The sequence below is a fragment of the Halalkalibacter hemicellulosilyticusJCM 9152 genome, assembly GCF_000513115.1.
Classification (GTDB): domain Bacteria; phylum Bacillota; class Bacilli; order Bacillales; family Bacillaceae_D; genus Halalkalibacter; species Halalkalibacter hemicellulosilyticus.
In genome coordinates this window covers 39,163-63,142 of the sequence record NZ_BAUU01000011.1, presented here as the reverse complement: position 1 = coordinate 63,142, position 23,980 = coordinate 39,163, and the positions used below count along the sequence as shown (strand labels likewise).

Here is a 23,980-nt window from a genome sequence, read left to right as displayed (position 1 = left end):
TCTCCCCTTTTCTAATTATTTCACCATATCTGCATCGTGAAAGCAAAAAAATGAATAATATTTTCTAGTTTTTCTTCGCTTCGTCCAAAAATAAATAACAATTATAAGTCCACATGTTAGAAGGAGAGTAAAATTGGAAGTTTCTCTATCATCACCACTAGTCGATGAACTCTCCGTTGAGTCTGAACCGTGAGAAGGAGGTGCAGATTCTACAGGAGCTGTATTCTCTGCACGAGAGTCTGTTTCAGATTCATCTATAGCTTCAATCGTTTCGTCAGGTCTCTCCAATGATTCAATGTGCGTAAGCAAAGCATGAATCCCATCTGCAAAATGACCATTTATCGCTTCAGGAATAAACGTCTCATCCAAAATCGATTCAATCGAACTAGAACCTATCACAAGATCCACATTGGTTTCTTCTGCCACCTCCATATGAATCTCGCCTTCTTCATTCGATATAACAACAACAGCTGAATATCCTTCTGACCTTACTTCCTGCAAAGTATCAGCTGCAAACTGACTAATAGATTGACCTCCTAAACTCATAAGGGTCTCAATATAATAATCATTTTCAGAATCCTCAAATTGCTCCTTTAAAGATTCGATCTCACTTTCACTAAAAAACTCTCCTTCATCTATAATTGAAACAGCCGCCTCAACTTTCATTGGTATGAAAGCAATTCACAATATACAAATTAACATGACCAATTTATTTAAACCATTCATTCGCCTTCCCCCTCATTTTTAATGATTAAATATACACTTTGTAACATAGACTCCAGTTCATAAGGCTTCCATTGTCCTATTAACTCTTTTGTCCCTTCAGCAAGATCTCTTTAATCTCAGCTACATCTTGTTTTAATGCCTTATTTTCTTCATACAAACGATTCATTTGCTTATCACGCTCTACATCATCCTCTTGACCTAAATAACTTAAAATCACAGCTACAACAAGATTTAAGATGACAAGGGCACCAATAATAATAAACGAAACAAAATACGCCCACGACCATGGGATTTCATTAATAATCGGTCGTGCCACTTGACTTGCCCATGATTCAAACGTTACGACTTGCATTAATGTAAATAACGATGTATGAAAGCTCCCAAAAAACTCATACGGTAAGACGTCACTAAAAAAAGTAGTCCCAATAATCGCATAAATAGAAAAAATTAAGATCGATAAGCCTAAAATACCCGTTAATGCTGGTACTGATTTCAAGAGCGAATCAATAATTTTTCGTAATGCTGGTATCGCAGGTATCATTCTAATTAAGCGCAAAACACGAATAAGTCGTAACACACTAACAAACGGAGTAGAATAAAAGACTAAACTACCTATGACAATAGCAAAATCAAATAGATTCCAACGATCAGAGAAATAACCTCTAAACCCTAATCCGATTAATTTTAAAATCAATTCAACAACAAAGACCCAAACAATGATTTGATCTAAAGTGATTAATAAAGTGTTTCCTGTTGCATACGTTTCAGCAACAATGATCATTCCATTCAATAAAATGATCCCGATTACGATAGGTTGAAAATATGGATGCTCTACTACTTGTCTTATATGATAACGTAATGATTTACGTTCATTTATGTCTTCTCTTGTTTTTAATTCCATTTTAGTTCATCACAGATCCTTTCTGTCCATTTGCTTAACTTTTATTATTATACTAGTTTTTAAAGAATTTTAAAGAAATCAATAATTAACAATAAACCGCTGCTGAAATATCCTTCGCTAAGTTAGCACAATACCCGAATTCTCAGTTGAAATTTCCTCATTCCCTCTTCATATTTTCAATTGGTGACACATACTCCCCAATTCATACCATCTTCATTTTCATCCGCTTATTTCCCAACTTTTTTGCACCATAACCGGAGTACATATATTCTAATTTCTTTTCATAAACTTGAACAAAAAGTGAAACAATTTAGTTAATCAAAACGTAAAGATATAGACACAATAAAGAAATGGATGGGATGCTAATGAAAGAAAAATACGTAAAGAGCAAATTACTGCTCATTTTATTGATTGTCATTTTACATATTGCGGCATTTGGATTATTAATTTATTCTTTAAAATGGGCACTCATTGTATTTGCTCTCTACGGAATTACCGTCGTCTTACTACTTATATTGTTTATAAAAGAACGATTGAAAGAGAAAAAGGAGGAAGATCAATATGATGATCGTGACTACTAATGAAGTCGCAAACCGTGAAATTGTAGAAGTAATAGGGTATGTGAAAGGAAGTACAGTACAGACAAAACATGTCGGCCGTGATATTACCGCTTCATTAAAAGGGCTAATTGGTGGTGAAATTAGTGGCTATAACGAAATGATGGAGCAAGCTCGTAAAGTGGCTATCGGCCGAATGGTTGAAAATGCTGAAAGTCAAGGAGCAAATGCGATTATTGGTTTTCGTTTACAAACGTCAACAGTTATGGCCTCTGCTGCTGAGATTATTGCATACGGGACAGCTGTTAAACTTTCATCGAACTAAGGTGAAAGGCCGCTACACTTTTTAATGACCCTTAAGCAATGTGCATAACCGTTTCATTATAAAAAGCTTAATACGATTGGTCTTTTCGTATCAAGCGCACAACGTGTGATACCATTACTACTCGAATAAAAGTTGAGTAATACTTTTGAGATAGTCTCTATTAATAAAAAAGGAGATTGTCTCAAAGGCTTTAGAACATCTCAATTACAGTTTGTTCTTTTTAACAGAAAAAAAATAAAAAACCCACCGATCATCCAAAAGGGTTCCCAAAAAGTTAACCTCCAGAACACCGCATAATTTTCTAAATCAAAATCCAAAATAGCAAACGTACTTAATGTTATCGTAACAAAATTAAGAAATCCATATAAAAATAAAAAGATTCCTCCCCCCTTCGTTACATAAAAAAGAATTCTAGTTACCATCTGCTGCTTTCATTGAACAAACAGCATCCATAACAAAACGACACCTAGTAACTTAATAAAACCAGAAAGCCAAACAATCACGACGAACGAAGGAGAAGGGTCTAGTGACATTTCATAAATCGACCCTCCTAGCGACCTAACACCAATCAAACCACCCATTGCCTAATAAAAGCTCATCCCTGAAAAAATGACCGTCCACACTCCCCATTACGATCATCGTGAGATTCCGCTCCACTAGAAAACACTCCTCCCTTGCTCCTAATTCTTAAATTTTCCTACTCCTCAAAGCGGCTTCACTGTTTATTTGCTCTATTTTCTTATCAGAAGGAACAAAAAATAACACGATTGCTCCGACAATAAACAACACAATTAGGCTTAATACACCAGCATTTGATTTACCGGTTACTTGAGCTGTAACACCGACTAATAAAGGACCTGTCACAGATGCAAATTTACCAAATATGTTGTAAAAACCGAAGAATTCGTTCGACTTATGCTTAGGCACCATCTTAGCAAAATAGGAACGACTCAGTGCTTGCATACCACCTTGTGATGTAGCAACAAGCATGGCGAGAATCCAAAAGTCCAATGCTGTCTCAAGGAAATATCCATATATGCATACAATGGTATAGACAAAAATCCCGACGTTCAACATAATCTTGGCAGAGAAACGATCCGCTAACTTCCCGTACAATAACGCAAAAGGAGCTGCGACAATTTGCGTTACAAAGAGAACGACTAATAACACCGTCGCATCAACACCGACATCTGTTCCATAAGCAGTAGCCATCGAAATAATTGTACCCACACCATCAATATAGAAGAAATAAGCAATTAGAAAGATTGTTACGTGTTTATATTGACTAATATGTGTAACGGTTTCTTTCAAACGAAGAAAGCTTGTACGAATCGGTTTACGGTCGCGTTTGATCGCATGGATTTGTTTCACATTTTTCAATAATGGAATGGCAAAGATCGCCCACCAGATACACGCAATCAAAAAGGCAATTTTGCTCGCTGCTGTACTTGAAATTGGAATAACCCCTTGTTGCGCTAATAAAATAACAACGATACTTAAAACAAAGGGGATTGCTCCTCCGATATAGCCATATCCGAAACCTCTAGCTGAAACTTTGTTCATCCTCTTATTTTCCGTAACATCGACTAAAAATGCATCATAAAAAAGGTTGGCACCTGTTGACCCAAGTGAAGCTAGCGTGTAGAAGACTAATAATAATAACCACTCCCCTTCTGGAACAAAAACTAGAGCAAAGGTAGAAAATATCCCCAATATTAAAAAACTAATGAAAAATCGTTTCTTATACCCTTCATAATCAGCAATCGTCCCTAATATCGGCCCAATAATGGCTAAAATAAATGTAAAAATGGCAATGGTATACCCTAAATATGCTGTAGAATCCGCACCCTCAATTCCAGCTAATTCCGCTTGCGCCTTATAAAATATCGGAAAAACCGCAGTTGTAATAATCACCGAAAAGGCATTACTCGCCCAGTCATAAAACATCCAACTCGTTTCTTGTTTCGAATATTTCTTCATAAACTCACCATCCTTAACACTTGTAGAACTATCTTACTAATTTATTCATAAAAAGAATGGTAAAACACAAAAATTTACAGAAACTTAACGATGGATTAAAACATTGCAATGAATTTCAAAAAAATCCCAGTCATTTTATTGCTTATTTAGTTACCAATCCTCTAATTTAAATTATTGGTATTTCAAAAAGATTTTCGGATTGATAATTGCCAGAAGAATGTATTAATCATAATCATGAAGACTTCATTAAAAAGGTTCCGAACACCCATTTTGATGTTCGGAACCTTTTAACCATTTTCAATTCGTTTCGCCTACTATTTTTCTAACTGATTTCCATTCGTTGCAATAACATTTTGATACCAGTAGAACGACTTCTTCTTCTTTCGCTCAAGTGTCCCGCTTCCGTCATCATGCTTATCCACATAAATGAATCCATAACGTTTAGACATTTCACCTGTTGATGCACTAACTAAATCAATACATCCCCAAGCCGTATACCCCATCACCTCAACGCCATCCTCGATCGCTTCGCCAATAGCTCGAATATGCTCACGTAAATAATCGATGCGATAATCATCGTTAATTGATCCGTCCTCTTCAATCGTGTCATAAGCACCTAAGCCGTTCTCAACAACAAATAGGGGCACCTGATAACGATCATATAATTGATTAAGAGATATACGCAAACCGACTGGATCAATTTCCCATCCCCAGTCACTTGCTTTTAAGAATGGATTTCTCATCCCAGTGAAGAAATTTCCAGCTGTATAATCGCCATCTCCTTCATCCTTCACCTCTGTACGTGACATGTAATAGCTTAAAGCAATATAATCGACGGTATGTTCTTTAATAATATCTAAGTCACCTTCACGAATATCAAGCTTAATATCATTTTCTTTAAAAAAGCGTTTCGTAAAGGCTGGATATTCTCCTCGAACATGAACATCACCACAAATGTAATTAAAGACCTGCTCTTCCTTTAAGGCATTTAATATATTATTAGGATTACAATCACCCGAATAAACAGGAGCGTATAAAATCATACAACCAATTTGCGAACTAGGAATAATTTCATGACAAGCTTTCGTCGCTAAGCTACTTGCAACAAATTGGTGGTGCAAACCTTGAAACGTTTCTTGTAGCTTTGATTCCTCATTATCTGGAGAAAAGCCTAAGCTCATAATCGGATGAAAGACCGCACTATTAATTTCATTAAATGTCATCCAATAGTTCACTTTTCCTTTGTAACGCTTAAATAACGTTTCTGCATATTTCACAAACATCGGAATGACTTCACGACTTCTCCAGCCACCATATTTTTTTATAAGAGATAGTGGCATTTCATAATGCGAAATTGTCACAACCGGCTCAATCCCATACTTATGCAGTTCATCAAACACACGGTCATAAAAGGCTAAGCCTTCTTCATTTGGCTCTGTTTCATCACCATTTGGAAATATACGTGACCATGCAATAGACATACGGTACGTTTTAAACCCCATTTCAGCAAATAAAGCAATATCTTCTTTATAACGATGGTAATGGTCAATTCCATCATGATTAGGGTATGTATAGAGTTCTTTGTCAATTTCAAAATTGAAACCTGTTTCTTTAATAATATTCATCCTTACTTTACCACCTGGTAAAACATCGGCTAAATTCAACCCTTTTCCACCTTCATTATAGGCACCTTCTAGCTGATTAGCTGCCGTTGCGCCTCCCCATAAGAACCCTTCTGGAAATTGTGATGTGTTCAAACGACTCATATCAGATCCTCCTTCATTCGATTTCTCCTTCAAGTATATCGCATCCATAATCACTGTATAGCAATCATGAGCATCTAGTTTCATTTAACAAAACAAGTCATTTGTTTCATCAATGTAACATTACGTTACTTTTATGGTAAACTAAAAAAATAACAACTAATAAGGAGGGTCAGAAGTGTTTACAGCCGAAATGATTGCATCCTTTAATGATTTAGAATCCTCTCTTTACAATTACATTTCTCAAAACAGTGAAAAAGTGGCCTATATGCGTATTCGGGAACTAGCCGATGAAACCCATGTATCAACTGCAACAATTTTACGGTTTTGTCGAAAAATAAACTGTGAAGGCTTCTCTGAATTTAAAATCAAACTAAAAATGGAAAATGAACGAAAATCAAGCACAACGATTAAAACGCCACAACAATCCATAACGGAGTTTTTTGAACGAACGTTAAAAGGTGATTTAGAGGATAAAATGGATCAAGCTGCAAAAACGATTAAGGAAGCAGATACGGTCATCTTCATCGGCACGGGTAGTTCAGGAATTCTCGCTGAATACGGCGCCCGTTATTTCTCAAGTGTCGGTAAATTTTCCCTTTACATAAAAGATCCCCATTTTCCCATCCACGCTAAATTTCGTAATAATAGTGTGACAATTGCTTTATCCGTATCAGGTGAAACACCTTTTACACTAGCTCAAATTCACCAACTAAAAAAAGTAAACAGCACAATTATCAGTATTACGAACGATAAGCATTCGACCGTTGCGAAAATCTCTACGATTAATATTCCATACTATGTGACAATAGGAGTCGATTGCGAGGAAATTATATCAATTAAGCAAAACGTGAAACGATTTTTTAAAGAAAAACTCGCTAGCGTCTTTTTTGCGCTGAGACGTACCACCCCACTTTTTTATGAAAGTGAGGGAAGCGATTCGTTCTACACCTTCCTTCCCCCTGTCCAGTGGAGAGAAAGGAAGGTGAGAGCGAAAATAAAGGGAATCCTCCTGCCTTTAAATCAGAAAATCCTGCTTCCTGAGAAGAAAAAGGATTCCTCATTCCGTTATTTGAGCTAAACAAGGGCAAAAGAAGGAATAAAACCCGAAATAGAGGCATGAGGAGAACGTAACTACAGTAACAAGGGACATGCAGAGTGATTAGAGGAACGAGGAGCACATGGTCGCACGAGGTCACCTGCCGACCTGCCGCGTCGTCGTACTCCGCTCCTTCATCTCTCGGTGCGTGAAGCCATACTAGCAAGCTTCCTCGCTTTATATGAGGGACTTTTTCCGTTTGAACCATCTCTCTCCTACCTTTGAGTCATCATATTGAATCTAATTACGTTCTTTTACTCTATCAAGTCCTCCGTTCATACACACAAAAATAATAATCATACGGATTCTCATCATTCTTAAGTCCTTTTTCAACAGAAATTTCCTGCCACTCGGTCATATCAACTTCTGGGAAAAAGGTGTCACCTTCGAACTCATGCTCAATCTTTGTTATGTACATAGTATCAACATAAGGCATGAACAGCTCGTATATTTGCTCTCCTCCGAATATAAAGATCTCCTCTTCCTCCCGGCATAAAGCAAACACTTCTTCAACAGAATGAGCGATCTCACACCCAGGGTACGTAAACTCCTTATTTCTTGTCACAACAATATTCCGTCGCCCAGGGAGTGCTCTCCCATTAGATTCAACATTTTTCCTTCCGAGGATAATGGGTATCCCCTCCGTCTTCTTCATGACATAAGCCCAATCATGAGGAATGCTCCACGGCAAGCGATTGTCCTTACCAATCACTCTATTTTTATCCATTGCCACTATTAATGACACATGCATGTTCGACACAACCCTTCCTATCCTTTTCTCATACGAATGATATTCCCTGTTATACTATTTCTAAACGATCTCATCCTTTCCTTCAAAAATATACGAAAAAGAGCTGTCTACGATTCAAACAGCTCTACTTATCTGATGTTGGACTAAATCTTTTCTTCGATAGACACTTAGAATAAAGCCAACATAAATACTATATAAAATCATGGATGCTCCTCCATAACTTGTGAACGGCAAGGGGATTCCTATTATCGGTAATAGTCCAAAAACCATTCCCATATTCCAAACGCTCGTTACCCCAATCATCGCCACACTTGCTAAAACGATGACTCGACCAAAAGGATCATTTGTTTTCTTTACAATTTGAAGTGTTCTAATTAGAAATGCAAACAGCGTAATAAATATTAAACTTCCAAACCCCCAACCGAACTGATGAATGATTGAAATAATAATGAAGTCTGTATGCGCTTCAGGGAGCTGTTCACCTATAATTGTTTGATCATTCCCCCAAAAAGTAGCCTCTTGCAATAGTTGTTTGATCACGATGTAGATATAGCCATAGCTATCTGCATAATCCTCTGAATACAAAAACCCTACTATTCGTTCCATTTGATGCTCTGCAAGAAACAATGCGAAGATCGTACTCCCTACTAATAAAAGAACGCTATTTACGATATAGAATGTTCTTTTTCTCTCCATCGGTGCTACTGCCGCCATGATCAGACATGTAGCTAAATAGATGATCATCGCACTTCCTAGGAAAAAATAAGTGAGAGCAACTACGAGCCAAATCACAACAGTCGCTAATAAAACTTTCATAAAGCCTTTTAAATGCTTTGAACTTAAAATCCCCGCTAATGCAAGAATATATAACAAGTTTATAGACCAAAAAGTAATATCAAAATACCTCATATCTAAATAGAGAATACCGTTTCTTGAAGAACTTAAATAAAAGAATAGAAAGGATAAAATAACCCCTACAAACAAAAAACACATCCAATATCTTTCCATTTTACGATAATCAAAAAACATGATCCCTGTCATAACAGCTAAAGCAATGATGCTTGAAATGAGTTGAACTCGAACATAATGTAAACTTGAGATTCCAGAAAATGTTGGCAGAGAATATAAAGTCACCATTCCAATGCTAATAACAGCCACTAGTAACCCAATCGTCAACCAATCGACTTTTGGTTTATGAATTTGATGCATTTTCTTTCCAAGTGTTAACGGATTTCCGAATTGTTCAACTGCTTTCTTCTCTGATTCTATTTCAGATAACCCTTCTGTCAATATTTCTTGTTTACGCTCTATAAAGTGATTCGTCAATTCAGCCTCTACAAATTGTTGTGCTTCTTTAGAACGGATTTGTGCTTTTACTTCGTTTATAAATTGTTTGAACACTAGCCTACTCATCCTCTTAAACCACCTTCCCAGTCTAGACGAAAAGATGTCTTTTTTTCCCCTTCATTTTCTATTTCAACTAAGCGTTTTCTTCCTTTGTTTTCGATATGATAGTATTTAATTCTCGATTCTTTGTTACCCTCCCATTTTGATTGAATATATCGTTTGCTTTCTAATTGGTGTAACAAAATATATACGAACCCTTCATTCTTTTGAAAATCCTCTTCCCCTATTCTCTTCTTTAAATCTTTAAGAATCGTAAACCCCGTTTTAGTTGAATCATATAACGTTTGCAAAATCATAGCTTCTAATTTTTGTTGCTTCAACGGGTCGACTTGTATCAATGTTTTCTTTTTTTGCTTTTCTGTAAATTCCACACGTTCAAATACCGTTTTGTTCAACGCGTCTTTTAAGTTCATTAGTGGATCACTCATTCGTTCCCCTCCTGACTTAATTGATCTTTAATCAACTTTCTAGCTCGATTTAATCTCGTTTTGATCGTATTTTCATTTTTATGAGTTAATTGACTGATTTCTTTTATCGTCCATTCCTCGTAATAATACAAATAAACAACTTCTCTATACGTTAACGGTAGCTGTAACACAGCATTCACAAGCCTTTGCTCTTCAGACTGCTGCATGAATCTCTGCTCAATTTGAACTTCATTTGCGATCGTATTATGAACTAAATCGTTATCAAGTATAATTTGGCGATGGTGCCAACTTTTTAAATAATCTTTACAATGATTCATTGCAATTCGAAACAACCACGTCTTAATTGATGATTGCTGGCGAAATGTATGTAGCTTTTTAAAAGCTTTAATAAATATTTCTTGGGTTAAGTCTTCTGCTGTTGCGTAATCTTTTACATATGTATACACAAGCTGCTGAAGAGCTTGTCCGTAGCAATCCATCATTTCATCAAGTTTCTCATACTGTAATGAAACGGATTGATGTTTCGCAAATAGTTCGACACGTTCCATTCTCTCACTCCTTCCTCACCACTTTGACGAGTCTATCTTCCTTTTCGTTTCATCATTTCATCCTTTATTTATGAGTTTGTTCTCACCATTCTTTCAATAAACGATCAAATTCACTGTGAATCAAATTAAAAAGCCGATAACTGTTGCATTCTTTTGAAGAATGTCCCCATCATTTTGTTAATTATCATTTAACTAATTTAGAAAAAAATTAAAAAAATGAGTCTAAATCAGTTATACTCATTTTAAGCACAATAAGGAGGAATTTATATGGCTTTGTTAGAAGGCTTTGAATTAACATGTAATAATAACGTTGTTTTTTTATCTCCAGATACACTCTTTTCCCCTTACAAAGGCTATGGATTTCTATTTAATACACCTATTTCAAATAATGAAGACAAGCATGACTCTTACCCGGGGAACTATACACTCCCGTTTGCTCCTAGCTTAATCATTCAAGTAGAAAACGGAAACTATCAAATGAAAATCACTTTCGGTTCAGATCACTATGATTCGTGCACGACCATTATTGCAGGTGCTGGACAAAGAATTCATCATCTCATTCATGTTGCTAAAGGACAATCGAAAACGATGCTTGCTGCAGTTCCTGTTCATTCAAACGAGCTCCGTCTCGCTTTTACAGGTACGCACCCAGCTATCCGCTCAATTGAATTATCACGCCATCATGATATTCGTACAATTTTCCTCTGTGGAGATTCTACGGTTGTGAACCAACCATCCAGTCAATATCCCTACACAGGCTGGGGACAATTTCTACCAAGCTTCATAACCGAACACGCCGTTATTTCAAACCATGCACGTTCCGGCAGAAGTACGAAAAGCTTTATCAAGGAAAAACGACTTGAAGAAGTCGAGAAACAACTTAAAAAAAATGATATTATGTTGATTCAATTCGGTCATAACGACGAAAAAGATAATAAAGATGGTACACAGCCTTTTACATCATACACAGCTAACTTGAATACATTCATACATACTGCTAAAAAGCATGGTGCTCATCCTATTCTTGTGACCCCAATACATCGCCGTAAATTTGATCAAAACGAAAAGATTATGAATACACACGATAATTATTTGCAAGCTATGAAAAAAGTCGCTACTAAGCAAAACGTAAGTTATATTGATCTCGCTATGAAAAGCCAATCTCTTTTTGAACGTTTAGGACCACGAACATCCAAGAGTCTCTTTATGTGGCTCGAACCTTCAGAATTTGGATTTCATCCTGAACGAGTAATGGACGATACTCACTTTTCAGAGCTAGGTGCTTTTCACATAGCCCGGTTTGTAGCAGAAGGCTTGATAGAAATACATAACGGCAAATACACCGTTCGTCAATAATAAATCTAATCACGCATTGACCCTTTACCCACCTATCAATGTTTTTTATGATTGAGAATGATTCTATTTGACAATTCTATTCATCATTCGTTATACTGACTTTTGTCACTTAGTATGTGTAGCAACTAAATAGTGAGGGATGAACTTGAATCTAACGTTTCAGGATTACATTAGTATTGCCATTCATAGAACAGACTTAGTCCTAACAAGTGTCATTAAATCTAAGCTTGCCCCCTTTAATCTTGCACCAGAGCAGAACCTTATTATGCTGCTGCTATGGGAGAAAGATGGATTATCACAAAATCAACTAGTTGAAAAACTAAATAAAGATAAAACGAATATTGCACGAATGGCGGCAAGTTTAGAAGCAAAAGGCTTTGTCAAACGAGAGCATTGTCCTAACGATAGACGACTAATGAAGCTCTACTTAACAGCTTGTGGACAAAAATTAGGCGATGAAATCATTCCAATCGCCGAACAATTTAACAATCATGTTACAAAAGGTCTGTCCCAAGATGAGATTCATGAGCTCGAGCGGTTACTTTTGAAAATTAGAGAAAATGTTCAGTAGAGAGCGAGCACCTTGCGCTCTTTTTATCATTAAATTGTTGCTATAACAACTTATACAAGAAAAAGGTTGCTACAGCAACCATATACATTCAGTTGGAGGTTTTTTTATTCATGGCAAACGTATTATTTATTAAAGCAAATTCTCGACCAGCAGAACAAGCAATTAGTGTGCAATTATACGAAGCGTTTCTTAAGGAGTACAAGGAGACTCACCCGGAGGATGAAATCATTGAGCTTGACCTATTCAAAGAAAACTTACCTTATTATGACACAGATAAAATTAACGGGATGTTCAAATTAGGTAACGGAATCGAACTTACAGCTAATGAGCAAGAATCAGCAAATTTAGTAAGCCACTACCTTAATCAATTTTTAGATGCAGATAAAGTCGTTTTTGCATTCCCACTTTGGAACTTTACGGTTCCTGCCGTGTTACACACATATCTAGATTATTTAGCTCAAGCAGGCAAAACGTTCCGTTATACACCTGAAGGACCAGTTGGGTTACTACCTGAGAAGAAGGTTGTCCTGTTAAATGCTCGTGGTGGTGTTTATTCAGAGGGGCCAGCACAAGCAAATGAAATGGCCGTCAACTATGTTACAGCACTGCTTCAATTTTGGGGTGTTACTGATCTTACAAAGGTTATTATCGAAGGCCACAATCAATTCCCTGATGAAGCTGAAGCTATTGTCGCTAAAGGAATTGAGCAAGCGAAAAAAGTTGCTCAGCAGTGGTAATCGTATACAATAGATGAAACCGTTGCTTAATATTAAAAGCTACCTACGAGTGGGTTCTAGTAAGTGAAACCATAGCTCATCAAATCTAAGGCACTGAAAAAGTACAAATCCTCTTTTTCAGTGCCTGCCTGTTTTTAATGAAGGCGTGTGGAGTCACTTTTTTCAAAAATGAGTAATGATTAGGAACCAATCACTCTCTTTTAAAACTCTTTGTTCCTTTCACGAATAATCCTGTGAACTTTCTTCTATATAAAATGTTCCTTCATCCTTAAGTGAGCAGTAGGAAATAGCCTTTACGCTTCGATAACCAAGCTGTTTCAGCTGCTTTCTTAGCCAAAATTCTGTTTTTTTCAAGTCTTGAAGAGATTGAAATTGAATTTGACCATCAATAATTAATATAACCGTTCGTCTTCTTACATCCTCGTTCATCGAATGACTGTTTTCGATCATTTGTTGGAGCAACTGCTGTTTCTCACCGTTATCTTGAAAACGCTCAACCATTTCTTCCTCTTTCTTCACAAGCCACATATATAATAAATGAATAAGAAGTAAGGTAAGAGTCGGAAGCAAAAAGAGTAAAAGGGGCTTCTCAACATAAATAAGAAATACGACACCGAGCTGAGCAATCATAAAGACGACAACGATATTTAACCATTCACGCTTCTGACACAATCGTATCGCGAAAAGCACAATGAAATAAATGAACACTGCCCTAACGATGATTGTTAAATAATCCATCAGCACGCTCTCCTTTTAATTTTCCTTATAATTGTAGTATGACCTAATTTACATCTTATTCAGATGGTAGTTACAGGAACTCAACTAAATAACGAAAATATAAATAAATAGTCGAAATGAAAAAGGAAACAAAAGCAATTGGAGCACCGACCTTTAGAAATTCCCAATAACTAAATGGACATTTCGCTCGTAGTGCCATCCCAGCAACAATTACATTAGCTGTCGCCCCAATAATCGTTGCGTTTCCACCTAAGCAGGCACCTAGCGCTAATGCCCACCAAAGTGGATCTAATTCATTCATCCCAAACTCTTGGAATTCCAATATGACCGGAATCATTGCCGCTACAAAAGGAATGTTATCAACAAAGCCTGATAATATACCCGAACCCCATAAAATAAAAATCGCTGTTTTCGGTAAGTCCCCTTCTGTATAATAAATAATTGCTTTTGCCAGTTCATCTATAATTCCAACTTCCTTTAGACCACCAACAAGTAAAAAAAGACCAACAAAGAAAAACAAGGTTACCCACTCAACCGAGCGAAAAACCTCCTCCATATCCTGCTCGTCATGTGTGACAAGCATTAATAATAGTGCACCGACCATAGCAATGCTTGTTAAATCAACATGAATAAAAGGTTGAACGATAAAGCCAATCGTCGTAATCGTTAATATCGAGACAGATTTAACGAGTAATGTCTTATTTTTTATATAGAGAGCAGGATTAATCGCCATTAACTTCTTTCGATCTTCATCCGATACAAGCAATTGTTTGCGATACAACCAAAGCAGTCCAAACATCACTATAAAAAAGATCAATATGACAACAGGACTTAAATGAATTAAAAAATCATTAAAGGTTAAATGTGACACTGCTTGACCAATCATTAAATTCGGAGGATCACCAATAAGCGTTGCCGTTCCTCCAATATTAGATGCCATCACAACCGTTAGCAAAAAGGGAACTGGTGGTAACTTCAATAATGACGTTAATGTAAAAATAATCGGTACTAGCAATAAAACAGTCGTCACATTATTTAAAAATGCTGAACCCACAGCTGTTAGACTTGCTACAGCAAAGAGTAACGGTAGTGGACGCCCTTGTACTCTTTTTGCTAAAGAAACAGCTATATATTCAAAAAAGCCACTCTGACTCGTAATGGAAACTAAAATCATCATTGCTAATAGCAACGTAATCGTATGCCAATCAATATGATGTAAAAAAGCAATATTAATATCATATACACCGAAAACGAGCATAAGAACTCCACCAAAACAAGCAATCACCGCTCGATTAAACTTTTCAATGATGATAAAAAAATAGCTCGCTAAAAAAATAACTAAGGCTAAGGTGACGGCCATGAAATGAACTCCCTTCCACTCATTTCTACCATCGTATGACTTGTCTTTCTTAAACATGTCTACCTTTTCTTTCAGGAAATACGTCTATTTTGAACAAGCCTGAATAAGCTTTAATAAAATATAATCAGAAAGGTGTGTCTTAGTTTATGAGTAACCGAGGATTTTTCCCCGCGATTTTATTCGGTTTCATGACCATTCTCGTCCTTATTTTGACGACGAGCCTTATTATTTCGCTCATTTTGTCATTTAGCTCACTAACAGAACAATCTGTACATTGGTTTATTATTGCGATTGCCTTTTTAGCGATGTTTATTGGAGGATTAATGGCAGGAGGACGTGCGAAAGAAAAAGGCTTATTAGTAGGAGCTATAACGGCGCTTATGTTCTCTTTACTCACATTTCTTATTCAATTTTTAGGCTATGATGTTCATTTTTCAAATGAACAATACCTTTTCCATGGATTATATATATTAACTGGAGCCATTGGTGGAATCGTTGGAGTTAATCTTTCGAGTGAATAATCGAATCATTTAAGAAAAACCGCGATACAAGTCTTTTCTTATTAGCGTTGTGTGGAGCCGTTACAACGGTTTACGTTTTTTTGAAAGTGGGGTTCTTTTAGAAAAACGCGTAACGTGCGAAGCCAGCGCTCGTCATTGAATTGTCCCGCTCTCTTCATCGGTCCTTCCCACATTTCCTTCCTCGAATTTTATACTTTCTTATTCTTTAAAATAAAAAAGATTCCCACCCGAAAAAGGTTGAGAATCTTTTTTTGATCTATGTTCGCACATGGATCCGTTATCCCTTACTATGTATCAATCTGGGTTAACAATTTCACGAATAGCTGTGCGATCAAAAGTAAGCTTACGGTTGTCATTAACAAGGATCACAACGCGATCTTCATCAATGGCATCAATTGTACCGTGTAAGCCACCAATCGTAATAATTTTATCTCCACGTTGTAATGCACTGTGCATTTCATTAATCGCCTTCTGCTTCTTTTGCTGTGGACGAATTAAAAGGAAATAAAAAATCGCAAACATTAAAATCAGTGGTATAACTGTAGCCATTAGTTCCATTTTGTTCCCTCCCTTCATTCAGTAAATCAAGCGTTAGAAATTTTTGGCATTTGGTTTATTAAAACCATATTGCTCAAAAAACTCTTCCCTAAAGTCAAGCAAACGATCATCTCGAATCGCTTGTCTTACTCGCTCCATTAAGTTTAACAGGAAATAGAGATTATGATAAGAGGTAAGTCTAAATCCGAACGTTTCTTCACATTTTATTAAGTGACGAATGTAAGCTCTTGTGTAATTTTTGCACACATGACAATCGCAATTTTCATCGAGCGGCCGGAAGTCACGCGCATATTTCGCATTACGAACGACAAGTCTTCCTTCACTTGTCATTAACGTCCCATTTCGGGCAATTCGTGTTGGTAAGACACAGTCAAACATATCAATACCTCGGATTGCTCCATCAATAAGTGAATCGGCTGAACCGACTCCCATTAAATAACGAGGCTTATCAAATGGTAAATGTGGCGTCGTAAACTCCAATACTCGATTCATAACATCTTTCGGCTCACCAACTGAAAGACCTCCAATTGCATAGCCTGGAAAATCAAGTGAAACGAGATCACGAGCACTTTGCTTACGAAGCTCTTCATATTCACCACCTTGGACAATCCCAAACAACCCTTGTGCTTCTGGACGTTTATGCCCTTCTAAACACCGTTCAGCCCAACGACTCGTCCGTTCAACCGACTCCTTCATATAATCATATTCGGCAGGATAGGGTGGACACTCATCAAAAGCCATCATAATATCAGAGCCTAATGCGTTTTGAATCTCCATTGCTCCCTCAGGACTTAGAAATAATTTGTCACCGTTCAAATGGTTTCGAAAATGAACGCCTTCTTCTTCAATTTTACGCAAATCACTTAAACTAAATACTTGAAATCCACCGGAATCTGTTAAAATGGGACGATCCCAGTTCATAAATTGATGTAAACCCCCGGCTTCTTGCACGATATCATGTCCAGGACGAAGCCAGAGGTGGTACGTATTGCTCAAAATAATTTGAGCATTCATTTCTTTCAAATCTTCTGGACTCATCGTCTTTACTGTTGCCAACGTTCCGACTGGCATAAAGATTGGCGTTTCAAAGGAGCCATGTGGTGTATGGACACGACCTAGGCGCGCTCCTGATTGTTTACATGTTTTTAGATGTTCATATGTTATTGCCGCCATCAGCGTTCCTCCTTATACTATGAGCATCGCATCACCGAAGCTAAAGAAACGATAACGCTCTCGTATCGCATGAGCATATGCTCCCATCATAAAATCTGTTCCACCAAACGCACTAACGAGCATCATTAGTGTTGATTTCGGTAAATGAAAGTTCGTTAGCAAGCCATCGATTCCTTTAAATTCATAGCCAGGATAAATAAAAATTGATGTCCACCCTGAGCATTCCTTAAAAGTACGATGCTCACTCATAATTGTCTCCAGCGTTCTGGCAGACGTTGTTCCAACCGCAATAATTCGTCCTCCCTGTTCACGAGCAGAGTTTAACAATTGAGCAGTCTGTTCACTCATTTGGTAAAACTCAGCATGCATCTTGTGCTCTTCTATTGTATCCACACTAACAGGACGAAATGTACCAAGTCCAACATGAAGTGTGATAAACGCGACATGTACACCCTTAGCTTTTACTTCTTCCAATAGCTCATTTGTAAAATGAAGTCCTGCTGTTGGAGCTGCTGCAGAGCCACTATGCTTCGAGTAAACCGTCTGATAACGCTCTTGGTCCGGTAACTTCTCCTTAATATAAGGTGGTAACGGCATTTCTCCTAACTCTTCTAATACTTCGTGAAAAATACCTTCAAATTTCATTTCTAACATTCGTCCACCATGCTCCGCTTCACCAACACATTTTGCGCGCAGCTGACCATTGCCAAACACAATGACAGTGCCTTCTTTTACTCGTTTGGCAGGCTTCACTAACGTTTCCCACACGTGACCTTCCTCTTGCTTCAAAAGCAAAACTTCAATGTGAGCACCCGTTTCGTGCTTTGTTCCATAAAGACGAGCAGGTAACACACGGCTATCATTTAATACTAAGCAATCACCAGCTTGAAGTTCATCAAGGACATTCGTAAATGTACGATCCTTCATATCTTCTTGCTTGCGATCTAACACAAGCAAACGAGACGCCGTCCGATCAAGCAGCGGCGTCTGTGCAATTAATTCCTCTGGTAAGTCAAAATCAAATTCTTCAACATTCATTAGTCTCTCACCTTTTATAATCTTCGTCATCTTCTCCTACGTTATCATATCGAACCCGAAGCAAAAGAGCAATGTCTTACACTACCTTCGAAAAAGGAAAAAAAGCAGTGACAAAAGAATACTAACGATAATGCTTGTCATAATTGGAAAATAAACAGTTATATTTTCTCTCTTAATGACAATGTCACCAGGCAGCTTCCCCAATGGTAAAAAACGTCCAATCAACATCCACAGTACGCCAATGATAATAAACAATACACCTAAGCCAATTAAGACTTTTGCTACATTCATTTTGGCTCCTCCAAATGAAAATGTTTATAACAAATAGGACTAACAATACGTCCACGAGGTGTTCTTTGCAAAAAGCCTATTTGCAACAAATACGGTTCATACACGTCTTCAATTGTTTCTGCTTCTTCACCAATCGTCGCAGCAATCGTTTCTAAACCAACAGGTCCCCCTCTAAATTTTTCGATCATCCCAAGCAGTAGCTTATGGTCAATATGATCAAGCCCTAACTCATCAACTTGGAGCTGTTCAAGTGAATGGGCAGCTATTGCCAATGAAATCGTACCATCCCTTGAACTTGGGCAAAGTCACGGACTCGACGAAGCAAGCGATTAGCAATACGAGGTGTCCCACGTGAACGGCGCGCAATTTCTACAGCTGCCTCCTCATCAATATTAGCTTGAAAAATCTCAGCCGTTCTTCGGATAATTTGTGTTAACTCAGATTCTGTATAGTACTCTAACCTTGCCATAACTCCAAAGCGGTCGCGTAATGGTGCAGAGAGCATCCCTGCTCTTGTTGTCGCTCCCACTAATGTAAATGGAGGTAAATCAAGACGGACAGACCTCGCTGTCGGTCCTTTACCAATAACAATATCGAGACAGAAATCCTCCATCGCAGGGTATAGCACTTCTTCTACCATCCGGTTTAAACGGTGAATTTCATCTATAAAAAGGACATCACCAGGCTCTAATCCAGAAAGAATAGCGGCTAAATCTCCGGGACGTTCAATTGCCGGACCAGATGTTGTCCGCATATTCACACCCATTTCACTAGCAATAATGGCTGATAATGTTGTTTTCCCTAGCCCTGGTGGTCCATAAAGTAAAACGTGATCCAAGCATTCCTCACGCATTTTCGCCGCTGCCATAAATACGTTTAAATTTTGCTTTACTTTTTCTTGTCCAATATATTGCTCAATCTGCTGTGGGCGGACTTGTTGATCAAGTGAATCCTCATACCTTTGCTCTTCCGCTGAAACGACTCGTTCCTCCACCAACACTTCCTCCCTTCCCTAGCTTTTTAACATATATTGTAGCGCTCTTTTAATATAACCATCTGTTGTAAGCTCTTCATTTTCTAAATGCGGTCGAACCTTTTTAAGCTCTTTCTCAACATAACCTAATGCCCGTAAAGCTTCTAAAGCCTCTTCTAGCTCAGAATATGATGTGCTTACTCGTTCAATTACTTCCCTATTAGATGTTAAATTAGGCGTTAATTCTTCAAGCTTTCCTTTCAAATCAAGAATCATTTGTCGAGCTGTTTTTTTACCGACACCAGGAAAACGAACGAGAAATGCCTCATCCTCCTGCTCAATGGCAGCAATGACATTTTCAGGCTCCCCTGAAGCTAATATCGCTAATGCTCCTTTAGGACCGATACCTGATACATTTAAAAGCTTCTCAAATAGTACTCGCTCTTCCTTAGTAGCAAAGCCGTATAAACGCAAGACATCCTCGCGAACATATTGATATGTATAGATTTGAATCGTTTCACCTTCATTAGCTTGAAACTGAAACGGATTCGGACAATAAATTTGATAACCTAATCCTTGATGATCGATGACAATATAAGACAATTCTATTTCAACCAACGGACCACGAATATAATCAATCACTTTCATATTCCCCTCTCAACACAGTACATTCTATTTTACCATAACTTACTTATAGTCTCTATGAAGATATAAAAAAAACGCGACAGCGTCTTTTCTTTAAAGCGACGTGCGGAGCCGTTACAGCAATTAGAGCCTTTCCGAATCTAAGTCATTAAAAGTGTTAAAAATAAAAAACCAAAGGAGAAAACAACCTTCCCCCTTGGTTCGTCATATTTCCTTCGCCTTATATTGACTAAATACTTGCAACACCTCTTCATAGTTCCGTAAATCCTTTACAGGTATTCCGTTTTCAAGCTCCGTATAATGGTGACTTTTTAATTTTGATGTATCAATATAGAAAAATGTTTGTATCACCTTCTCATGACTAGGCTCTCCCTCAAAAATGGTCAAAACGCCTTCCTCCGTCAATCCAAAATAGCCGTTTATTTTTAACAGAGGTGAAATGTCAAACATCTCTTTTCGAAAAATAATTTCTTCACCATTTTGATCAATTAACTCCCAATCTTCATAAAAAGCCCAAAAGTCCTCCATCGATAATATCGTTTCTTCTACATATTCCTTACTTTTTTCTCCATCTAAATAAACTCTTTCTAAAACAACTTGGACCGTTTGTGGAGCAAGAACTTCATACGCTTCTGCCCCATTTTGAGCAGACTCTTCTTGAGTGGCATCCGTCGAATTCTTCATATAGAAAAAAGTGACGATTAAAGTAGCTACTATAACAAGCTGAAAAGCTTTTATCCTCATACGTTTTCACCACCGTATCTTTCTTAAGTATGTATATAACATCATCGTTCCCAAATGATTGTTATTTTATTCAATTAAGAAAAGCTATGGAAAGGTAATGAAAAAGTTTGTTTTTTGTACACTGTGATTTCATCCAAAATATTTAAGGCTACTGAAACGTATCTTCAGTAGCCTTATAAAACACATACTTAACGTGAACGTTCAAAAGGACGTTGAACTGCATTTCCTAAATCACGTAACATATCTTCAAAGGTTGCTCCGACTTCTTCAAATGCGGCTCCTCCACGAAGCTCATCGTCCATCGTACGAATACGACCAAACGCATCAGAATCAGAGACAACACGAACATTCTTTCCATCTGCGATATCGTTTACACGATCCTCTACACGATTTCGTACGTCATCGATATTGCGATCAGCTTGTACACCAACGACAACATCATCATCGTGAACAATAACACGTGAATCACTTAATCCGTTAATTCCTCTTAATTCTTTATTAATTTTCTCGACGGTTTGACTATCATAGTTACGGTGATAGTTAGCCTTTTGAGTACGATTATTTTCTGTCGTACGAGTCGTTTGCTGACGTTCTTGACGTTCTTGACGACTTACACCTGTTTCAGCACCAAATTCATTATCAAGCGCATCACGATAGCCTCTAGTAGCACTATTTTCCATACCAACTGCTCTTGAACGCTCTTGCTGATGGCGAGGGTTTAAGTTTAAAGCACCCATTCCTTGACGTTGATTCGATTGATGACGGCTTTGTATTCCTACACGATCGCGTCCACGTTCACGAAGAACACCATCCTCATCAACCATCCCAGGACGGTCATTTCCAGTTATTCCTCTTGCACCAAACCCACCATGTGTTGCTTGGGCTCCCATTCGTCCTGCATTTAAACCTGTTCTCCCCATACCTGGAGTACGTCCTTCTTGCGTACCAAAAAATCCTCGTTCATCGCCTAGTGTATTATAATTATTTAAATGGGTACGCCCTTGACCTTCTCCAGCATTTAGCCCATAGCCACCACTACGTTGTTGATTTTCGAGTGTACCATGATAATTCGTATGACCTTGAGCACGGCTTGTGCCATAAGTGCCCCGCTCACCTTGACCACCAAAGTTCTGGTTATAATTTGTTGTACCAAATCCGCCTCGATGTCCTCGATCTGGTGTCATCATATCTGTAATAGGTCCTTCACCGTGGTGACGACCAGTTGTTCCTGTTGCTCCCATATCTTGAGAATGAATACCCGTTCGATTATTTTGTGCATTCATTCCTGTTTCTTGATTATCAGTACCACAACCTGCAAAACCACCTAAAAGAATCGTAGCAGTTGCGACTGTCATCGCTATTTTCTTCAAATGAAATTCCCCCTTTCACCATTTAGAATGGCTTAGAAAACCTCATTTTAGTCTGTTAAGTCTTGGATAAGAAACAAAGTAAACAACATCTTTTTCTTTAATTACGTCGGACGCAATCGAGCTTTTAGAGGAGTTCTTGTATCAACTACTCCTCGCCACACGATAAAAAAAGCCGATACATTTGTACCGGCTTTTAAATAATTAGTCATCATAGTCGTCTGTTTCCTGATAAGGATTTAATTGAGCAAGCTGTTCAGTCATATTATTATTATAAGGCATAAACATTTGTGCTGGATAAGGCGGTGCTTGTGGTGTCGGTTGCTGTGGTTGCATCAGTGAAGCTGGCTCCTGCATCGGTTGTTGCTGATACATCGGCTGTTGTTGATATGGTTCAAGCATCTGATGTGGCTGAGTCATTTGTTGCGGCTGTGGTGATGACATCATTGGTTGCTGTTGCATCATTGGATCTAAATATGGCTGTGGACCGCAATCTTGACATCCCATATTCATTTGATGAGTCTGCTTAGGATAATAAGGCATCGGTTGTGGTTGCATCCCATGCATTGGCTGCACCTGTTGAAATGGCCCATGTTTTGGGGCACACCCAGGCATCAGCGGACTAATTGGTGTTGGGCCACAATCAACCGGCATCATCATAGGGTGTGGTTGCTGCGGCATTGGTTGTTGGAATATTGCTTGTGGTTGCTGCGGCATTTGCGGTTGCATTTTAGGCTTCATTTGCGGCTGTATTTGCGGTTTCATTTGCGGCTGCATTTTAGGCTGTATTTGCGGCTTTTTCACTTCTGGCTTCTTCACTTCTGGTTTTAATTTTTCTTTCTTAATTGGTTTTTCCTTCATTGGTGGTGCCGGCTTTTTAATCGGTTGTGGCTGCGGCTTATAAAAATGAATATTTGTTTCATACACATTCTTCTTAAAATCAAATTTCTTTGAAGGTGGCTGTGGTGGAGGTTGTGGTGCCGGCATTTCCATTGTTGGCATCTCCATAATTGGCATTTCGATTGGCTGTTCTTTTGGTTTCGGTTGCACTTTCTTTGGTTGCTCTTTCGGTTGCATTTGAATAGGCTGCTCTTTTGGTGCCATTTGTACCGGTGATTCTTTCTTAACAGGAATACTTCCAGTTGGAATTTTAATTTTCATTCCAGGCATGATCATATTCGGATTGGATAATTGGGCATTGGCAGCCTTCAGTTGATCAAAGTCCACACCGTACTTTTGCGCAAGCTTCCAAAGAGTGTCGCCTTTTTGGACAATATGAATTTTCACTTTCCTTCCCCTCCTCTTGTTCTCTATATCATCCTATGTGAATGTAGGCGAAATGACACGAGCCCTTTCACAAAAAATAACAAAGATTCGAATAGAAAACGGCTTTTAGCACATTTTATGTTATAAAAAAAGGTTT

24 protein-coding genes and 2 pseudogenes are annotated in these 23,980 nt (G+C 37.9%); 7 read left to right on the top strand and 19 right to left on the bottom strand.

Annotation, left to right across the window (positions count from 1 at the left end):
• Nucleotides 1–15: 15 nt before the first annotated feature.
• Both JCM9152_RS08300 and JCM9152_RS08295 read right to left on the bottom strand, forming a co-directional pair.
• Complete coding sequence (locus JCM9152_RS08300) at nucleotides 16–666, bottom strand: TPM domain-containing protein (protein ID WP_035343075.1); 651 nt, start codon at nucleotides 664–666, stop codon at nucleotides 16–18.
• Nucleotides 667–805: 139 nt separating this feature from the next.
• Entirely contained in the window at nucleotides 806–1,627 is an 822-nt protein-coding gene (locus JCM9152_RS08295; protein ID WP_052015765.1) for an ion transporter, read from the bottom strand.
• A 365-nt stretch (nucleotides 1,628–1,992) separates the two neighbouring features.
• Here JCM9152_RS08295 and JCM9152_RS08290 point away from each other — a divergent pair, with 365 nt between their 5' ends.
• The gene (locus JCM9152_RS08290) at nucleotides 1,993–2,208 is read left to right on the top strand and encodes a hypothetical protein (protein WP_035343074.1); all 216 of its coding nucleotides are present in this window, start codon (nucleotides 1,993–1,995) and stop codon (nucleotides 2,206–2,208) included.
• Nucleotides 2,189–2,509 carry a YbjQ family protein gene (locus JCM9152_RS08285; RefSeq protein ID WP_035343072.1) on the top strand — a complete coding sequence of 107 codons (321 nt, stop codon included), beginning with the start codon at nucleotides 2,189–2,191 and terminating at the stop codon, nucleotides 2,507–2,509. Before JCM9152_RS08290 ends, JCM9152_RS08285 begins: the two co-directional genes overlap by 20 nt.
• Before the next feature lie 687 nt (nucleotides 2,510–3,196).
• Here the strand turns inward: JCM9152_RS08285 and JCM9152_RS08275 are convergent.
• Nucleotides 3,197–4,489: an MFS transporter gene (locus tag JCM9152_RS08275; protein ID WP_035343070.1), complete on the bottom strand. Its 1,293-nt coding sequence runs from the start codon at nucleotides 4,487–4,489 to the stop codon at nucleotides 3,197–3,199.
• Between the two features lie 314 nt (nucleotides 4,490–4,803).
• Nucleotides 4,804–6,255, bottom strand: a complete 1,452-nt coding sequence (locus tag JCM9152_RS08270) for a glycoside hydrolase family 1 protein (protein ID WP_035343068.1) — start codon at nucleotides 6,253–6,255, stop codon at nucleotides 4,804–4,806.
• Between the two features lie 175 nt (nucleotides 6,256–6,430).
• Here JCM9152_RS08270 and JCM9152_RS08265 point away from each other — a divergent pair.
• Nucleotides 6,431–7,060, top strand: a pseudogene (locus JCM9152_RS08265) (MurR/RpiR family transcriptional regulator); the annotation flags it as partial.
• Between the two features lie 553 nt (nucleotides 7,061–7,613).
• On the opposite strand, the gene JCM9152_RS08260 reads toward JCM9152_RS08265, so the two are convergent.
• The 4 genes from JCM9152_RS08260 to JCM9152_RS08245 form a co-directional block, all read right to left on the bottom strand.
• On the bottom strand, nucleotides 7,614–8,102 hold the full coding sequence (locus JCM9152_RS08260; protein ID WP_035343066.1) for a dihydrofolate reductase: 489 nt from the start codon (nucleotides 8,100–8,102) through the stop codon (nucleotides 7,614–7,616).
• Between the two features lie 114 nt (nucleotides 8,103–8,216).
• Nucleotides 8,217–9,515: an FtsW/RodA/SpoVE family cell cycle protein gene (locus tag JCM9152_RS08255; protein WP_035343064.1), complete on the bottom strand. Its 1,299-nt coding sequence runs from the start codon at nucleotides 9,513–9,515 to the stop codon at nucleotides 8,217–8,219.
• Nucleotides 9,512–9,937, bottom strand: a complete 426-nt coding sequence (locus JCM9152_RS08250; protein WP_052015763.1) for a helix-turn-helix transcriptional regulator — start codon at nucleotides 9,935–9,937, stop codon at nucleotides 9,512–9,514. Before JCM9152_RS08250 ends, JCM9152_RS08255 begins: the two co-directional genes overlap by 4 nt.
• Entirely contained in the window at nucleotides 9,934–10,485 is a 552-nt protein-coding gene (locus JCM9152_RS08245) for a sigma-70 family RNA polymerase sigma factor (RefSeq protein ID WP_035343061.1), read from the bottom strand. The genes JCM9152_RS08250 and JCM9152_RS08245 overlap by 4 nt, the downstream gene beginning before the upstream one ends.
• Nucleotides 10,486–10,752: 267 nt before the next feature.
• Here JCM9152_RS08245 and JCM9152_RS08240 point away from each other — a divergent pair, with 267 nt between their 5' ends.
• From JCM9152_RS08240 to JCM9152_RS08230, 3 genes are all read left to right on the top strand, one after another.
• The gene (locus JCM9152_RS08240; RefSeq protein ID WP_052015760.1) at nucleotides 10,753–11,841 is read left to right on the top strand and encodes a rhamnogalacturonan acetylesterase; all 1,089 of its coding nucleotides are present in this window, start codon (nucleotides 10,753–10,755) and stop codon (nucleotides 11,839–11,841) included.
• Between the two features lie 139 nt (nucleotides 11,842–11,980).
• Entirely contained in the window at nucleotides 11,981–12,412 is a 432-nt protein-coding gene (locus tag JCM9152_RS08235) for a MarR family winged helix-turn-helix transcriptional regulator (RefSeq protein WP_035343058.1), read from the top strand.
• A 110-nt stretch (nucleotides 12,413–12,522) separates the two neighbouring features.
• Complete coding sequence (locus JCM9152_RS08230) at nucleotides 12,523–13,149, top strand: FMN-dependent NADH-azoreductase (RefSeq protein WP_035343055.1); 627 nt, start codon at nucleotides 12,523–12,525, stop codon at nucleotides 13,147–13,149.
• 219 nt (nucleotides 13,150–13,368) lie between these two features.
• Here JCM9152_RS08230 and JCM9152_RS08225 read toward each other — a convergent pair whose 3' ends face one another.
• Both JCM9152_RS08225 and JCM9152_RS08220 read right to left on the bottom strand, forming a co-directional pair.
• The gene (locus tag JCM9152_RS08225) at nucleotides 13,369–13,887 is read right to left on the bottom strand and encodes a YetF domain-containing protein (RefSeq protein WP_035343047.1); all 519 of its coding nucleotides are present in this window, start codon (nucleotides 13,885–13,887) and stop codon (nucleotides 13,369–13,371) included.
• Between the two features lie 70 nt (nucleotides 13,888–13,957).
• Nucleotides 13,958–15,247, bottom strand: coding sequence for an ArsB/NhaD family transporter (locus JCM9152_RS08220; RefSeq protein ID WP_035343044.1), 1,290 nt, complete (start codon nucleotides 15,245–15,247; stop codon nucleotides 13,958–13,960).
• Nucleotides 15,248–15,393: 146 nt separating this feature from the next.
• Between JCM9152_RS08220 and JCM9152_RS08215 the strand changes: the two genes are divergently transcribed.
• Entirely contained in the window at nucleotides 15,394–15,768 is a 375-nt protein-coding gene (locus JCM9152_RS08215; RefSeq protein WP_035343042.1) for a TIGR04086 family membrane protein, read from the top strand.
• A 294-nt stretch (nucleotides 15,769–16,062) separates the two neighbouring features.
• Here the strand turns inward: JCM9152_RS08215 and yajC are convergent, their stop codons facing one another.
• From yajC to safA, 9 genes and pseudogenes are all read right to left on the bottom strand, one after another.
• Nucleotides 16,063–16,326 carry a preprotein translocase subunit YajC gene (gene yajC, locus JCM9152_RS08210; RefSeq protein ID WP_035343039.1) on the bottom strand — a complete coding sequence of 88 codons (264 nt, stop codon included), beginning with the start codon at nucleotides 16,324–16,326 and terminating at the stop codon, nucleotides 16,063–16,065.
• A gap of 33 nt (nucleotides 16,327–16,359) precedes the next feature.
• Entirely contained in the window at nucleotides 16,360–17,499 is a 1,140-nt protein-coding gene (tgt, locus tag JCM9152_RS08205; RefSeq protein WP_035343037.1) for a tRNA guanosine(34) transglycosylase Tgt, read from the bottom strand.
• A gap of 12 nt (nucleotides 17,500–17,511) precedes the next feature.
• On the bottom strand, nucleotides 17,512–18,537 hold the full coding sequence (gene queA / locus JCM9152_RS08200; protein WP_035343223.1) for a tRNA preQ1(34) S-adenosylmethionine ribosyltransferase-isomerase QueA: 1,026 nt from the start codon (nucleotides 18,535–18,537) through the stop codon (nucleotides 17,512–17,514).
• Between the two features lie 81 nt (nucleotides 18,538–18,618).
• Nucleotides 18,619–18,828 carry a DUF2905 domain-containing protein gene (locus tag JCM9152_RS08195; RefSeq protein ID WP_035343034.1) on the bottom strand — a complete coding sequence of 70 codons (210 nt, stop codon included), beginning with the start codon at nucleotides 18,826–18,828 and terminating at the stop codon, nucleotides 18,619–18,621.
• Nucleotides 18,825–19,822 (bottom strand): annotated as a pseudogene (ruvB, locus tag JCM9152_RS08190) (Holliday junction branch migration DNA helicase RuvB). Before ruvB ends, JCM9152_RS08195 begins: the two are co-directional and overlap by 4 nt.
• An 18-nt stretch (nucleotides 19,823–19,840) precedes the next feature.
• Nucleotides 19,841–20,443 (bottom strand): Holliday junction branch migration protein RuvA, encoded by a 603-nt coding sequence (gene ruvA / locus JCM9152_RS08185; RefSeq protein ID WP_035343032.1) that lies wholly within the window; start codon nucleotides 20,441–20,443, stop codon nucleotides 19,841–19,843.
• Nucleotides 20,444–20,650: 207 nt separating this feature from the next.
• Nucleotides 20,651–21,190, bottom strand: coding sequence for an intercompartmental signaling factor BofC (locus JCM9152_RS08180; RefSeq protein WP_035343030.1), 540 nt, complete (start codon nucleotides 21,188–21,190; stop codon nucleotides 20,651–20,653).
• Nucleotides 21,191–21,378: 188 nt separating this feature from the next.
• Nucleotides 21,379–22,560 (bottom strand): YhcN/YlaJ family sporulation lipoprotein, encoded by a 1,182-nt coding sequence (locus JCM9152_RS08175; RefSeq protein WP_035343028.1) that lies wholly within the window; start codon nucleotides 22,558–22,560, stop codon nucleotides 21,379–21,381.
• A gap of 201 nt (nucleotides 22,561–22,761) precedes the next feature.
• Nucleotides 22,762–23,844 (bottom strand): SafA/ExsA family spore coat assembly protein, encoded by a 1,083-nt coding sequence (safA, locus tag JCM9152_RS21360; protein WP_052015757.1) that lies wholly within the window; start codon nucleotides 23,842–23,844, stop codon nucleotides 22,762–22,764.
• Between the last annotated feature and the right edge of the window lie 136 nt (nucleotides 23,845–23,980).